Source organism: Paenibacillus sp. J31R122 (assembly GCF_056269185.1).
In genome coordinates, this window is sequence record NZ_JBWDNM010000003.1 from 228,241 (window position 1) to 243,729 (window position 15,489).

Sequence of the window (15,489 nt, forward strand, 5' to 3'; positions counted from 1 at the left end):
TACCCTGTTCTTTTTTTCACTTTTCGGGTGGTGGCCTTGAGATTGATATCTGATGTTGTAGTTTGGTTCATAGCTCTCTCCCGTTCCATAAAATTTCATTTGTATATGAGGTGAAGCCCTGCTATATATAATAACAACACGAACCTACATCGAACTATAAGACATTGTTAGGATCGATAGGGTTTTGTTAGGGACATTTTCTGGGGGGAAGGCAAATGAAGCTGGGCAGAGGCATAAGTTTTGTCAGAAAAAAGATGGGCTTCAAGATGAGCCTGTTCGCGAAAATGAACGGGTTGATCATCATACTATTCATACCGATCATCGTTTTTTTCACATATTCCAACAGCGTCTCATTTCATGTTATCGACAAGGAACTTCAGGCTTCGAATAGTAAGCAGCTCTCATTTCTATCCAGCCAAATTGATTCGCGTATCAATCAAACGATGGATTTCGTGGTGACTTTCTCAAGAGACCCGAACGTTCGCAAATTCAATGGATTAAACATTTGGGACGATCGCTATGACAAAATGCAGACGAGATACGTCATTCAGGAGAAGATGATGCTGCAGTCCGGAATAACGAGCATATGGCCGGTCAAGTTTACTGTCTACTCGCAGTTAAACAAAGAGGCGATATCGAATTATAGCAACATGGTTATCTATGACGATGATTACTTGAAAAGAAATGTCACGGGCAAATGGTCCTATGGCGATGTAGAAGCTGCTAATACGGATCAGCAGAAAGCGTTTCATTGGTTTTATACCGATTCATTAGGGCAGCAGGATGCTCTTAAAGGCAGTAACTTGATCGTACAAGCCAGCTTTTACCATGAAAATATTCAGAATATGCTGGACACGTATAAGGCAGGCGGTAGAGGAGATCCCTTGTTCTATCATAAGGGAGAAACACCGATCTTAAACCGCAGCGCTAGTGAGCAGCTTTCGAATGAGCTTGTTCGTTTTTTGGACGGGAAAAGCTTAGAAGATACGATGCAGGAAGTTGTGGAGCTAGATAACAAACGCTATCTGCTCAGCTCTGTTAAATCAAAATATTTGGATTGGTATTTGGTGGATGTTGTACCGATTGATCAAATTCTGGGACCGTTATCATTCAGTCGCAACTTTTTCTATATGGCGATGGCGCTGCTCTTCGTGGTAGCAATTTCCGCATCGGTACTGCTGTACCGGAATGTACAACGTCCAATCCGTAAGCTGATTCGCGGTCTGCAGAGCGTACAGCGTGGAGATTTCTCTGTACGGATTGATTCTAATGTGAATAATGAGTTTGCGTTTTTGTTCTACCGGTTCAATGATATGTCACAGCAAATCCAAAGCCTGATTGAGAATGTGCTGAACGAGAAGCTAAGGGCCCGGGAAGCGACCTTGAAGCAACTACAGGCTCAGATCAATCCACATTTTTTATACAATTGCATCGGCTATATGATTAATATGGCTCAAATGAAGGATGAAGAGGCTGTCGTTTCGATGGGTCACAATTTGAGCGCGTATTATCGATATATGACTCGAATAGAGCGGCCGACGGCGTCGTTGAACGAAGAAATCCAGTTGATCATTAATTATTTGGATATTCAAAAGCTTCGCAACGGCAGAATTCATTATCATATCTCTATTTCCGATGAGATGCTGAAGCAGCATGTTCCACGTTTGATGCTGCAGCCTATCGTAGAGAATGCCGTTATTCACGGTGTTGGAAAAACCTATTCTTCGGGGGAAATCAGAATTACTGGTGAAATGTCGGACGGCTTCTGCAAGCTCTATATCGATGACGACGGCCCCGGCATGACAGAGGAGCAATTGCAGTCACTCAACCGAAAAATGAAGGGGCCACTGCAGGAAGACATGGGCTATGGTTTCTGGAATACAAATCAGCGGATTATCCATCAATTCGGGGATAAATCACATATTAGCTTCACGAAATCGGATATTGGAGGATTTCGGACTGAAATGGTGTGGGAACTCGCTTCGGCAGAAGTACAGCATCATCATTCCAAACAAGAAGGAGAACGGCCAAATGCAAATGATCATCGTTGATGACGAAGCCCACTGGGTAGATAATCTATCTACGACCAAGCCATGGCACACACTCGGCATCGAACAAGTCCATAAAGCGTATTCCGCACAAGAGGCGCTGCGAATTCTCGAAACTCATCCGATCGATATCGTTATCTCTGATGTTCTAATGCCTGAGATGACGGGGATCGAGCTGATAGGGAAAATTCGCGAGCGTGACAAAAAAATCAAATGCATTATTCTATCCGGCTATTCTGATTTCGAATACACGAAGGAAGCGCTCCGGCACCACGCAGTGGATTATTTACTTAAACCGCCGACTGACAATGAATTGCTCGGAGCGGTAAAGCTGGCTGTTGACCAACTTGAGGCGGAGTGGGGAGAAATAAGCTCCTATGAGCGAATCGAATATACCCTCAGGGAAAATCTCCCTGTTTTGCGAGGACAATTGCTGGTAAACGCTTTGCGCGGAGAGCGTCTTGCTGCAGACGAATGGAGCCGGAAGCTTGAAAGCTACAACTTGCCTATTCGTTTTGGGGAATGCGCGCTGCTGCTGGTTAGAATGGAGGAGGAGTTCGGGCAGTATCGCAATAATGGGCAGCATCTAATGGAGTATGCCATTATAAATATAGCCGAGGAGATTTTTGGTGAATTCGCACATGTATGGGGTGCCAAGGATGAGCATGGCTACCTAGCGTTTCTGCTCCAGTTCAAAGATGAGCTTCAAAGCGTCAGCAATGAAACGAAGCTTGAGAAGTCCGCTATGCAGCTTCAATCGAAAGTAAAGCAGTTTCTGAAAGGATCTCTGTCCATCGTCACGACGGAGCCGTTCCAATTTCCTGATAAGCTTCCGGACCGATATCGTCACGCACTCGACTATTTCAGGCAAATCGTTGGAGAAGAACGGGAATTTGTTATGCGGGCGGGCGATTTGGGGAGTCATGTGTCCCATGGAGCTTTGGATATCATTCACGCTCCGCCTGGCTTGAAGAATCTGCTCGAGGCCGGTCGTTGGGATGCGGCGGAACAGAAGCTGGTAGAGGTATTTGCGGAGTTGGATGAGAAATGGTCCGATTCCTGGGAGCATTGTCTGGAAGCAGGGTATATTATAGCATCATCCTTTACTCATTTTGCTCATCGCAACGGTCATACACTTGTCGGATTGCTGTGCGAAGACATCGAGCCGCTGCAAAGCGGGGAGGTTTTTGCCTCTATCAGCAAGCTACGAAGCTGGTCATTTGGGGCACTAGGCAAGCTGAAGGAAGGCACGTCCAATGATGTCAAAGATATTCGTTCCGTATATGTGAAGAAAATACAGCGATTTGTAGAATCGAACCTGCACCTAGACGTATCGTTGCGCGCGTTGGCAGACCATGTGAACTTACATCCGACACATCTCTCTAAGCTGTACAAGATCGAAACAGGAGAGGGAGTAAGTGATTTCGTTTTCCGTCTTCGGATGGAGACAGCTTGCCACAAACTGAAGACAACAGATAAGAAGGTTTATGAGATCAGCGCGGAGATCGGATATTTGGATCCAGCTTATTTTATCAAAGTTTTTAAGAGACAATTCGGTTCTACACCCCAAGAATATAGGGAAGAAAACTAACAACATGACAGAGTCCTATGGAAACTAAAAAAATCATATAGATGACCTCCTAGACCTGTTGGTAAAGTAACAGTTGTAACAATCTTACACCGTAGGGGGAAATCGAAATGAGTAAATTCAAAAAGGTTTGGATGCCGCTAATCGCCATCATGTTAATCGTGTCGGCTTGCAGCAGCAATACCGGCAACAAAGGAAACGCTGGCGACAAGAGTACGAATAACCCGGCAGCAACTGAAGCAACGAAATCCGAAGCGGATCTCGCATTTGAAAAAGGCAAATACGATCCACCGATTGATATTAGTACGGTTATTATGCCGAAGGAATACACCAAGGGTGAATCGAAGGAAAATAACGTTCATGACCGTTGGATGCTTGAGACACTAGGGATGAAACATAAAGACACTTGGTATCCTGCAGGCGGCGATCAATATAAGCAGCAGCTTCAGCTGGCGCTTACGTCCGGCGAGAAGCTTCCTGACTTTGTCATGGTGCCTACTGATGCAGTGCTGACGAATCAACTAATTGATTCTGGGCAGTTTATTCCAATTGATGAGTTGTTTGAGAAGTATGCAACCCAAGTTTGGAAAGACCATACAGCAAACAATCCTGAGTTGTGGTATCCATTCACGAAGGACGGCAAAAAATGGAACCTTCCGATTATGGAATATACGGACAACGACGATACACTTCTATGGCTTCGTGAAGATTGGATGCAAAAGCTGAAGCTTGAAGCTCCAAAAACAATTGCGGACCTTGAGATCATCATGGACAAGTTCAAGAACGAAAACCCTGACGGACTGGCTGCGAAAGATGTCTATCCGCTTGCAATTTCCTTGAAGAACAATACGAACACATGGATGGGCGGTCTTGACTGGCTGTTCGGAGCATATGGTACTGTTCAAGAGCAATGGAACAAAGACGCAAACGGCAACCTTGAATACGGCTCTGTTAATCCGGGAGCAAAGCAAGCACTTGCTAAGCTTCAGGAATGGCTAGAAAAAGGCTACATTCACCCAGACTCCGCACTATGGGACGAAGGAAAATCAGCTGAGATTTGGACAAAAGGAAACGCTGGCGTATTGCCTGGCGCGAACTGGGTTCCAGACTGGCCAGCTCCAGACTTGTTGAAAAACGTACCAGGTTCACAATACAAAGCATATCCAGTACCTGCTGGACCAGATGGCAAGATGGGTACAAAATGGCAAAATTCAGGCGTTAACAGCAGCTTCATGATTAACAAAGACGCTAAACACCCAGAAGCTATTATTCTTTATTACAACTACCTGCTTGAGAACCTGGCTAACCCAGCTGTAGGCAGCAAGTACGAATTTGGCTTTGCTGAAGGTTATGACTGGGCTATGGTAGATGGCAAACCAACAAGCGACAAAGAAAAAATTGATGGTTTCTTCGACAAGTTCCCGTACATCACTGGTCCTGCTCGTATTCCTAACCTGTATATGTCATCGCTAGTTAAGCTGGCTGACGGCGCGCAGCCGGAAACACCATACGAGAAGCAACAGGCTCAATTCCGCAAACCAGAAAACTGGTATGCAGCGAAGGTTGTTATGTCACAAATAGACATCCGTAAGCAAAATTACTTTACAGGCGCAGCAACGCCTACAATGATCGAAAAATGGAACCTTCTTCGTCAATCCGAGCTAGAAACATTCAATAAAATCATTTATGGCAAATTGCCTGTGGATGCTTTCGACGAATTCGTCAAAAATTGGAATGCAAACGGTGGCGAGCAAGTAACGAAAGAAGTTAATGAATGGTTCCAATCTGTATCACAAAAATAATCATTGATGAATAACAATTTCATCATTGGTAAAACTCCGTCTCTTTAAGTAGAGACGGAGTTTTTTTGTCCATATTTTATTTGCCTTTCCAATCGAAAGTAATCTCAATAACGCCACTTAATTGCTCAAATCGCTCCATAATGGGCATGACTTCCAGATTGTTTTTAAGTCGAATGCTGCAATCAACGGTTAATGTTTTATAGGAGGAGTCTGGCTTATCATGGCGGGTTACTGATACGTTATGAATTTCGAAGCGTTCTTTTTCCATTAATGTTCTCAGATCCTCTAATTTCAGAACATCTTCTTTTAAAATAATTTGCATAGTGCCATCCACGCTCGTCAAAACAAATCGGGTTTCGATTTTACGCATGACAACGGTACAAATAACGACGATTAAGGTGGTTGCGACAGCAGGAACATAAAAGCCCGCGCCAACACTTAAGCCAATACCCGCTACAACCCATAACATCGCTGCTGTCGTAAGACCGGATATGTGATTGGAACGACGCATAATAGCACCAGCTCCAAGAAATCCAATACCGCTAACGACCTGTGCAGACAACCGTGCTGGATCGAAGCGAGCGTTGGGATGATTAATAAGATCGCCGAAGCCATAGATTGAAGTAATCATAATGAGCGATGAACCTACGGATACGAGCAGGTTGGTCTTAAAACCTGCTTGCTTGTTTCGGATCTCACGTTCCCACCCAATAATTCCGCCGAGAGAAGCCGCTATGAGCAATCGAATAATGATAGTGAGCCAATCAATATGGATACTGATCATGAATCTTCACGCCTTTCTTAGCTGTACACCTTTCATGATAAATCAGCTTTAGCTGCAGATTATTATCCAAGATGTACATTAATTCGCTATCTCATAGATGTCATTTACGGAGTTTATGACATAATTGGGTTGGAATTCTGCTTGTAAGACGTCTTCTGGACGAGAAGTGCCTGTTAGAACGAGTGCAGTATGCATACCCGAAACCTTGCCGATATAGATATCGGTTTCTAAACGATCACCGATCATGAGGCAATCCTTGGCCGTTAAGTTAAGCACATTAAGGGCTACATCAGCCATATGCTTGGAAGGCTTTCCTGCAATGTCGTTGATCTTTACTCCTGTCGCACCTTCAATGGCTCCTATTATACTGCCGCAATCGGGTAAGTCGCCGTCTGGCGTTGGACAGGTTCTGTCGGGATTAGTTGCTATCACTTTCGCTCCTCGTTTGATGGCTTGGTAAGCGAAATTCAATTGATCATAGTGAAAATTGCGATCCCATGATAGAACAATTACATCGGTTTCATCTGGGGTGCTTGCAAAAAGGACACCTTCTCTTTCCAACTCATCTTTGAAAATCTGCTCTCCGATAACATATACCTGTTGTCCTTGGTGACGTTCACGCAGTAGACTTAGGGTGACAATGACAGGACTTAAGATTTCGTTTATTGTGACAGGTATGCCGAGGCCATTTAGCTTCTTGACATAATTATGTCTGGAATCTATTGTTTTGTTAGTAAGGAAAAGTACTTTCTTATCATCGGCTAATAGACGATTTACCGTATTCACGGCTCCTTCAATAGCATTTTGCCCCAAATAAATGGTACCGTCCAAATCAAATATATAACCTTTATATTGATTCATTGTTTATTCTCCTTTGATGTGGTTCAATTTTGCTAGAAACTCAAGATAGAGCAGGAGAACCACGATAGATCTTTCAATGATAGAAAGAGTATCATGGTTCTCCTATTCGAATGAAGCTATCCTTGCATTTTAAGTTAGAGAAAGTGTTACTGCAATCGAATAATGATCGGAAGGATATCTTCCATCACGCAGCTTACGATCGACAACGGTTTCTATCATTTCAACATCTGATGTAGTGAATACGTAGTCAATGGGTTGACCCTCAGTACCGCCTTCGAACGCGTGAAATGTACATCCGACAGACTCGTTCAAGATCGAGTAAGCATCAACAAATTGCTCCTGAAGTAATGTAATGGCGATATTGTCTGGATGTGCGTTGAAATCACCCATGAGCAGAACAGGGAGACATTCTTCCCCGCGTAATTGCTGAATACGTGCAATAATCAGCTTGGAGCTTTCTTCCCGAGCCTGTTGTCCTAGATGATCGAAATGAGTATTAAAGATATAGAAGCGGGTTCCAGACTGCTTCTTCATTTCGAAGCAAACCCAAGTGCAAATTCGGGGCAAGCAACTATCCCAGCTCTTGCTGCCAGGCAATTCAGGAGTCTCAGACAACCAAAATTGCCCATGTTTTATAACATTAAGTTCCGCATGCTTATAGTAGATTGCGCAGCATTCGTCTTGCTGTGGTTGACCGCTCTCATAGCCTAGACGTCCTTCACCGATTCGGTTGTAACCAGGCAGTAATTTATCCAAGTCCTCAAGCATTCCGTACTTGCCTTCTTGTGTTCCGAGCAAAGTAGGATTCGACTCTTGAATAAGAGCAGCGGCAGCCTGTAAGCGGTGAGGCCAAGCATTGTCACCGTCGATTGGTATATCAATGCGTAAATTCAAAGTCATCGCAGTCATATTCATGCTGGATATTCTCCTTACTTACCTTTTATTTGATAGAGCCTTCCGTAAGTCCTCCGATAATGTATTTCTGTGTAAAAACATAGAGGATAGTGATCGGCGCCATCGAAAGAGTAAATGCGGCAAATGCCAAGTTATAGTCAAAGCTAACTTCTGACTTGAAGTTGTAAATGAATAATGGCAGTGTCCAGAAATCAGGGTGACGGTTTAGCATAATGAGTGGTAATTGAAAGTCATTCCACAACCATAAGCTATTCAATATGAGAATGGTTGCAACGATCGGAAGCATCAATGGGTAGATGATCCGAATAAAGGTGAGCCAAACACCACAACCATCAATTTTGGAAGCTTGATCGAGCTCTAACGGTATGTTTTTTAGATACCCAACGCAAAGAAAGAGACCCTGTGCAAAGGATAGCGTAACGTACATAATGATAAGGCCGGTTTGATTAAGCAATTCCAAGTTGCCCATATGCTTGTAAATGGGCAGCATGATGGCCTGAAAGGGAACGAATATACCCATTAGAATGAGGGTATAGACCCACTTATAGTAAAGCTTGTTCATATTACGGGAGATCGCATAGGATACCATTGGAATAGCGATTACCATAATAAGAAGAGATACAATAGTAATGAAGGCAGAGTTTTGGAAAATTTGCCAAAAATTAGCTTTGTTAATGACCTGAATGAAATTATCGAAGTATAGGCTGGACGGAGGAGCGAAGAAACTTTTGGTTGTTTCTGCTCTCGATTTCATCGCAATAGCAATCGTTAAGTAGATCGGAGCCAATATGAACAAAGCACCGATCGAAAGGAAAGAATAACTGAGAATATAATACGATTTATGCTTTTTCATTGTTGTCCGACCTCCTTCCTCGATAGCAGCTTGATCTGGATGAATGAAATGAAGCCGATTAGTAGGAATACATAGATTGCCTCTGCGGTACCGTAACCGAATTTCATCTCGCTCATGCCATGTTGATAGATGAGAAATCCAAGTGATTCCGTTGAATTCGATGGTCCACCGTTTGTCATCGCAACGATATAATCGAAGACGGTAAGTCCGCCTTTTATAGCGAGCACGACGTTCACTGTCAACATTGGAATTAAGAAGGGAACTGTAACTGAGAAAAACCGTTGTTTTGAACTGGCACCGTCAATAACAGCTGCTTCCATGAGATCCTTGGGTACGCTTGCGAGACCAGCTATAAAAATGACCATAGGAACAGCAAAGCCTTGCCATATATTCGTTAATGCAACGCCAAAGATGGCTGTATCTTTATGTCCGAGTATATTGCGGGATAACCATTCGATACCAAGTGCTTCTCCAATAGGAGGAAAGAGCGAATAAAAAAATTGATTGAACATCATACCTACAGTAATCATGCTTAATACGGCTGGAAAAAAATAGATGGAACGAAATAATCCACGGAACTTTAATGATTGGCTTAGCAGTAATGCAAGGACTAAAGCGACACCTAATTTACCTATTACAATAATTACGGTATACAGCAGGGTGAACATTAAACCATTCATAAATCGTTTGTCTTGCAAAATAGCAATGTAATTTTTCAGACCAACCCAATCGTAGGATAAGGAGAATCCATCCCAGTTCGTCATACTGTAGTAAAGCCCGATGAAGACAGGGGCCAGAAAGAAGACGGCATATAGCAAGACTGCAGGGATTGTAAGTAGAATAAATGTGATGCCTGGCTTGATGCTTCGTATATTCATAATCGACCTCCATCGTAGAGAAAGGCGGAAAAACCTTGAACGCTTAACGACTGCAAGGTCTTTCCGCCTTTTTGGTCTTCGTTATTGATTGAATTTGTTGAAGAAGATAGTGTCAAGAGCTTTTAAATATTGCTCAACGTCTTTTGTAACGAACATTTCCTGTGTCGCTTTACCTACTTCAGCATTTGTTCCTGGCGGCCATAGACGTTCGATCGTAGGATAGACTTTTCCTGCTGTAATGAGTTCGGTAAGAGAGACGATCTCAGGAAGTCCAGATTCAACTTCTTTAATTCCAGATGGATATCCACCTAATTTCAAGTAGGTCGTTACAGATTCCTTGGATGTCATGAACTCAAGGAACTTTCTTGCTTCAGTTTGATTTTTCCCGTTTTCAGGAAGTCCAATTGCTGTATCAACAGAAACTTGTGTCTTCAAATCTGCAGCATTCACTGTAGGAAGCGGGAATAATTCAAATTTCAGGTCAGGATTTGATTCTTTGATTTCTTTGATCGCCCAAATTCCTGTGAACCACATCGCTGCTTTTCCATTGGCGAATTCACGAAGCGCATCATCATAACCGGTACCCATAAGATCCTTTTGACCGTATTGGCGAAGATCGAGTATGGATTGTGCAAAAGGTTTAAAGTCAGGGTTATCAGTAATATGTGCTTTACCATTCATGACTTCATCCAAAAACTGTTCGATATTTGGCATAGTTTGACCCATTTTGTACACGACCTCCTGACGGATGCCGTTGAAATCTTTATCATGGAAATAGAAAGGAGTAACGCCTTCATTTTTCAGCTTTTCAGCTATTTCGATGAACTCCGCATAAGTAGTCGGAGGCTGTAGATTAAATTTCTCGAAAATTTCCTTATTGTAGTAAACGCCAAGCGTTGCAACTCCAATTGGAACTACGTAATTTTTTCCGTCAATTTTACTTAAATCCGCGATAGCAGGCTGAACGTTGGCCATCAAAGGATCGTTGGTTAAATCCAATACGCGGCCTTCTTTGGCAAGTTGTTGAAACACAGAGTTATGTGGGTAATGGGTAAATATAGGAGGAGCGTCATTTGTTGATACCCGCATCGTCCATACATTCTCTGGATTCGGTACATTGTTCTGCTCTACAGTGATGTTCGGGTTTTCTGCCTCAAATTGCTTGATCAGTTCATTGACCACTTCGGTAGCTTCCGGCTTCATTTGGAAATATTCAATCTTTACCTTCTCGCCACTGGCTCCGGCATTTCCTTTAGAATTGTTGGGTGCGCTTTCAGGAGTGTTACTTGAACATCCTGCAGCTGTCACCATACTTAGGCATACTAGAGCAGCGATTCCGCTCTTTATCAAACTTTTCTTCATTTACACAGCTCCCTTTTTTGTATTGTTACTTGTTGTACGTGTCTCATTGTAGCAAGGAGTTGGCTGATTAAAATAGGAGAGAACTGACCCTCTTAATAGGACAAAACTGCTTAATATTTTGATTATTCTCTTTTTCTCATTCCAATTCAAACAGGTTTTTTTTGTTTCTGTATTTCCCAGGTGTTTCGCCATAACATTTTTTATACATTTGGATAAAGTAAGAGTAATCGTTAAAGCCTACTTCACTTGCAACCTCTGAGACGGAAAGCTCCGTGTAGCTTTCAAGCATTTGCTTGGCCTTCTCCATCCGCACAGAGAGCAAGTAGTTAGCAAAACCCATCCCGCTTTTTCTTTTGAATAGACGGCTCAGATAACTTGGATCTACAAAGTACTTGTTCTTCGCTAAATCCTCTAGCATGATTCGTTGTTTATAGTGAATATCCACTTCTTTTTTTATATTTTCGATAATATCCATTTTGTCTGACACTTGCTTTAATTGCTCACACACGATATGCAGCTTCTTTATTAGCTTCTGCTGTAATTCATGAATAGAAGTATATTCGAATAAGCTGCGCTGCCTAATAAAAGGAACGGTGGCGGACTCCTCGCTGCTGCGATCAATAAGCGTATTCAGGAGATTGACCGTAGCAGCGAACCAATCTTGAATCATATATACTGAAAACCGCTGCTCTGAGGCTGTCTTGATCCAGGTATGAATCATCTCGTCTGCATCTTTTAGTTGATAGCTTACTATTTTACGGTTGAAACGGTCTGTCCATTCCTTAATCAGCTGGGCGTCATAAGTGAAGGTTGTCGATATTTCAGCACTGCTTACAATCTCTCTAGTAGCGGTTATGAGACTTTGCAAGGCCGCGAGCCGTGCTTCCATGTAAGATTCGTCTAAAGCTAGTAAATCCGATGAGGCGGGACTGCTCCCAACGGCAAGGCAGGAACTATCTGGTTCTTTTAGCCATTGCCGTATGATGGTATTACACCCGAAGCGCGGCCCGCTTAGTTGTTGCTTCACAGCATCATGCCTGCAAAGAATCAATATGATTAACAGCTGTTTATGATGCTTATCGCTCGTTACAACAAGATCATAGCCGCTCAGAGACATTTCCTTCTTGAGCCTATCCTTCAGGTATTCGTTTTGCAGAGGGTTTTGCCAAATTACGAACGTCTGATACCACTGAATCTTCTCATCAGTTGCAAATGAGGGAATAGCAGAATTCTTTTCTCCATATAGATAGTTGATTAGAGCTAGTTCTCTTTTAGATTCTGAACTAACTTCAAAACGTTCTTTTATTTGATTAAGTAAGGGATATAATTCCTGCCGATCAATAGGCTTTAGTAAATAATGCTCCACTTTATAACGAATAGCTTCCTTGGCATAAGAGAAGTCGTCATATCCGCTAATGATAATAACAGAGGTTTGTGGATAATGGAGATGAATATAGGCAGATAACTCGATGCCGTCCAATCCAGGCATGCGGATATCTGTAAGAACTAGATCAAGATGGGAGGCTTTGAGCGCCTCTAGTGCATAATTACCGTCTTCCGCCTCCAATACCTGAACCTTGTCGTCCCAGTCAGAAACCATCTGTAAGACGGCTTTTCTAGCAAAAAATTCGTCATCAGCCACTAGAATTTTCAATGTTGTACATCTCCTTGTTGATTGGTATATGAATGGTAATAGAAGTTCCTTTATTTTCACTGCTGGCTACCTGTATCCCATAGCTCTCGCCATAGAAATACTTAATACGAGAATGGACATTGCTAAGTCCAAAGTTGCGCTCTGATTCATTGTTGATGATAGAGTGAGAGTGACTCTCTCCAAAAAGTGCCTTTAATTCATTGAGCTTGTCTTCCTTTATTCCGACACCGTTATCTTGAATACGTATGAAAAGGAAATGTTTTCGCTGCTTGATCGTTAGCCTTAGTGTGCCTTCCCCGCCCTTTGGCTCTAATCCGTGATAAAATGAGTTTTCAATTATCGGTTGGATCAAAAATTTCAAAAGTTTGTAGTTAAGAACCTCTGGGCTTATTTCGTATTCTACGAGGAATTTATTATAGAAACGAATTTGCTGAATTTTGATGTAGTTATCGATCTGCTCTAGCTCTTTCTCTATCGTAACTTCATCCCCATGCTTAATATTGTAGCGATAGATGCTGGATAAGCTCTTAGTCATGATTGAAATCGTATCGATTCGATGAAGCTCGGAAATCGAATGGATCGTATTCAACGTGTTATACAAGAAATGGGGGTTAATCTGAGACTGCAGCATTTTAAGCTCGGCTGTTTTTTGCAGATGACTAGACATTATTTCTGATTCTCTACTCGATTTCAAGCGTTCGATCATCGCGTTATAGCTATTAATAAGTCGTCCAATTTCATCCTCTCGATCACTCCATGGCATGACTTTATACAAATGATCGGTATCTATTGTTTTCATAGAACTACTTAATTTTAGGATAGGGTTAATAAAATAATTATGAAAGAAAAAAGCAAACGTCAACGATGCAATTAAGGCCAATACGCTGAAGAGAACATAATTTAGCGTATTGCTTAAAAAAGTATTGTATATTTGATTAACCGGAATGTATTGTATGATCTTCCATCCGGTTACAGGGTTAATACTTCCGCTAACCATATATAATTGCTTGTTCCACTCCACTTGAGAAATATGATCAGTACCTACGGTTAAATCCTTAAATGGCGTCTGGAGCTGAGCTGTTTCAGGCTCATTGAATTGGTTGATGCGGCCATCAGATTTGTAGATGATTGTATCTTCGGAGAGGACGATTGTACCGAATTTCAAATCCTCTTTTGACGATATGCCACCCAGCATGTTCTCGATAGCATTATAATAAATGTCGATCTTCGCGTAGCCTTCTCTATTATTTCTGGAATTGAGATCAGATAAATAACGTACGATAGATATATGCTCGTTTTTATGCTCCATCGTCCCTGGCCGTAATGGGACAGATACAACAAAATTGCTTGTTTTAAGTTTTTCTTTTCCAATGTCGTGGATTGTGTTCACTATTTCTACGGCTTTTTCTGGTTTGCTACCATAGATATTCCCATTAGGCGCAAGTACAGATATCATAGCAATATTGCCATTGATCAAGACGAACTGCTCCAGAGAGCTATGCATATAATTCGAATCGTCGATTTTTTGCTTATCGAAAGTAGGCTTTGTTTTCTGCATAATGGTGTTCAGCCTGGTCTCCGTTAAATAAAAAAAAGTATTGCGTGAGAGATTATTGATAAAGTCGTCAATCGTGACGTTCGTTCGGGTGTTTAGTTGTGTCAGAATGTCTTCATAATCGGAATTGGTTTGCTTGTACAATTGTAGCCCCGATAGGAATAAAGCCAATATAACGGGAATGACTATAATGATTAGATACGTTAAAACGAGCTTGCTTCGGAACGTTGTCCGATGAAATGGCTTGAATAAATAGCGGTGCAGCATCTGAAATCCTCCTCTAGATTGTCTATCAATGGTGATGCGGCTCACGAAACCGTACACGTAATCATATTTTTCCAAAATAGGTCTCTTTAATATCGCTTATGACAGAATACCATATAAATTGAATTGAATAGGCAGTCGATTGTTAAAAGTTCTTAGTTAAATTTTAGATTCAAATAAGCGAACCTAGGGTTCGTTTTTTTGTTTTTTCTGTTAGTAATGCAAATCGCATAATGTTAGCAGTTCGCATTTACAACGTAACAGTGTTATGTTACGATCATGTCGAGGTGATTTAATGGATAAGGACTTGATTTCAAAAAAGGAGCTGCTGGATTTAACCGGTATTTCGTATGGACAATTGTATCGTTGGAAGCGAAAGAAGCTGATTCCGGATGAGTGGTTTATTCGTAAATCTACATTTACAGGGCAGGAAACCTTTTTTCCTAAACAAAGTATTCTAGCCCGTATCGATAATATTATAAATATGAAGGACGATCTTTCTTTAGATGAACTAGCGGGTAAGTTATCCGATATTTCTTCATTTAAAGGTACTACATTAACGGCTGGAGAAATTGAAGAACGTAACATTGTTTCGTTGGTTACTTTGAAAAAGTTCGGCGAGTTGTCGAGTATGGAAGGAAAACATACTTTCGAACAGCTGGTTCATTTATATACTGTTGATCACCTTCTTAGTAGAGGGGAATTGAGTTTGGATGAAGCAGAGCTGCTCTTTCAAACTTTGAAGGAGAAGGCTGCGAAGTTTGAGGGGAAAAGCTGGGATCTCTTTTTTATCCGGAAAATGGGGGTAACCTCCTTTATTATGGCGCATTCGCCAACTGAATTAGTATTTGACGAAGGTGTCCGACTTGTTGCTAAACTAAGTCATGGAGATTTAATAGAACAATTAAAAGGTAAGCTTTCTTAA

12 protein-coding genes are annotated in these 15,489 nt (G+C 41.9%); 4 read left to right on the forward strand and 8 right to left on the reverse strand.

From position 1 onward, the window contains the following. The first annotated feature begins 215 nt into the window (after positions 1-215). From AC0YN7_RS07285 to AC0YN7_RS07295, 3 genes are all read left to right on the forward strand, one after another. Complete coding sequence (locus AC0YN7_RS07285; RefSeq protein WP_475809292.1) at positions 216-2,051, forward strand: sensor histidine kinase; 1,836 nt, start codon at positions 216-218, stop codon at positions 2,049-2,051. Continuing rightward, positions 2,032-3,639 (forward strand): response regulator transcription factor, encoded by a 1,608-nt coding sequence (locus tag AC0YN7_RS07290; protein ID WP_475809293.1) that lies wholly within the window; start codon positions 2,032-2,034, stop codon positions 3,637-3,639. Before AC0YN7_RS07285 ends, AC0YN7_RS07290 begins: the two co-directional genes overlap by 20 nt. 107 nt (positions 3,640-3,746) lie before the next feature. Further along, entirely contained in the window at positions 3,747-5,438 is a 1,692-nt protein-coding gene (locus AC0YN7_RS07295; RefSeq protein WP_475809294.1) for a type 2 periplasmic-binding domain-containing protein, read from the forward strand. 76 nt (positions 5,439-5,514) lie between these two features. Here AC0YN7_RS07295 and AC0YN7_RS07300 read toward each other — a convergent pair whose 3' ends face one another. From AC0YN7_RS07300 to AC0YN7_RS07335, 8 genes are all read right to left on the reverse strand, one after another. Next, on the reverse strand, positions 5,515-6,222 hold the full coding sequence (locus AC0YN7_RS07300; RefSeq protein ID WP_475809295.1) for an MgtC/SapB family protein: 708 nt from the start codon (positions 6,220-6,222) through the stop codon (positions 5,515-5,517). A gap of 78 nt (positions 6,223-6,300) precedes the next feature. After that, positions 6,301-7,083, reverse strand: coding sequence for an HAD-IIA family hydrolase (locus tag AC0YN7_RS07305; protein WP_475809296.1), 783 nt, complete (start codon positions 7,081-7,083; stop codon positions 6,301-6,303). 129 nt (positions 7,084-7,212) lie between these two features. Further along, positions 7,213-7,998, reverse strand: a complete 786-nt coding sequence (locus AC0YN7_RS07310; protein WP_475809297.1) for an endonuclease/exonuclease/phosphatase family protein — start codon at positions 7,996-7,998, stop codon at positions 7,213-7,215. Between the two features lie 25 nt (positions 7,999-8,023). Then, positions 8,024-8,851, reverse strand: coding sequence for a carbohydrate ABC transporter permease (locus AC0YN7_RS07315; RefSeq protein WP_475809298.1), 828 nt, complete (start codon positions 8,849-8,851; stop codon positions 8,024-8,026). Further along, entirely contained in the window at positions 8,848-9,729 is an 882-nt protein-coding gene (locus tag AC0YN7_RS07320) for a carbohydrate ABC transporter permease (protein ID WP_475809299.1), read from the reverse strand. The genes AC0YN7_RS07315 and AC0YN7_RS07320 overlap by 4 nt, the downstream gene beginning before the upstream one ends. A gap of 81 nt (positions 9,730-9,810) precedes the next feature. Further along, positions 9,811-11,091 (reverse strand): ABC transporter substrate-binding protein, encoded by a 1,281-nt coding sequence (locus AC0YN7_RS07325; RefSeq protein WP_475809300.1) that lies wholly within the window; start codon positions 11,089-11,091, stop codon positions 9,811-9,813. Between the two features lie 136 nt (positions 11,092-11,227). Next, positions 11,228-12,745 carry a response regulator transcription factor gene (locus AC0YN7_RS07330; protein WP_475809301.1) on the reverse strand — a complete coding sequence of 506 codons (1,518 nt, stop codon included), beginning with the start codon at positions 12,743-12,745 and terminating at the stop codon, positions 11,228-11,230. After that, on the reverse strand, positions 12,726-14,567 hold the full coding sequence (locus tag AC0YN7_RS07335) for a sensor histidine kinase (protein WP_475809302.1): 1,842 nt from the start codon (positions 14,565-14,567) through the stop codon (positions 12,726-12,728). The genes AC0YN7_RS07330 and AC0YN7_RS07335 overlap by 20 nt, the downstream gene beginning before the upstream one ends. A gap of 292 nt (positions 14,568-14,859) precedes the next feature. Here AC0YN7_RS07335 and AC0YN7_RS07340 point away from each other — a divergent pair, with 292 nt between their 5' ends. Beyond that, on the forward strand, positions 14,860-15,489 hold the full coding sequence (locus tag AC0YN7_RS07340) for a YhbD family protein (RefSeq protein WP_475809303.1): 630 nt from the start codon (positions 14,860-14,862) through the stop codon (positions 15,487-15,489).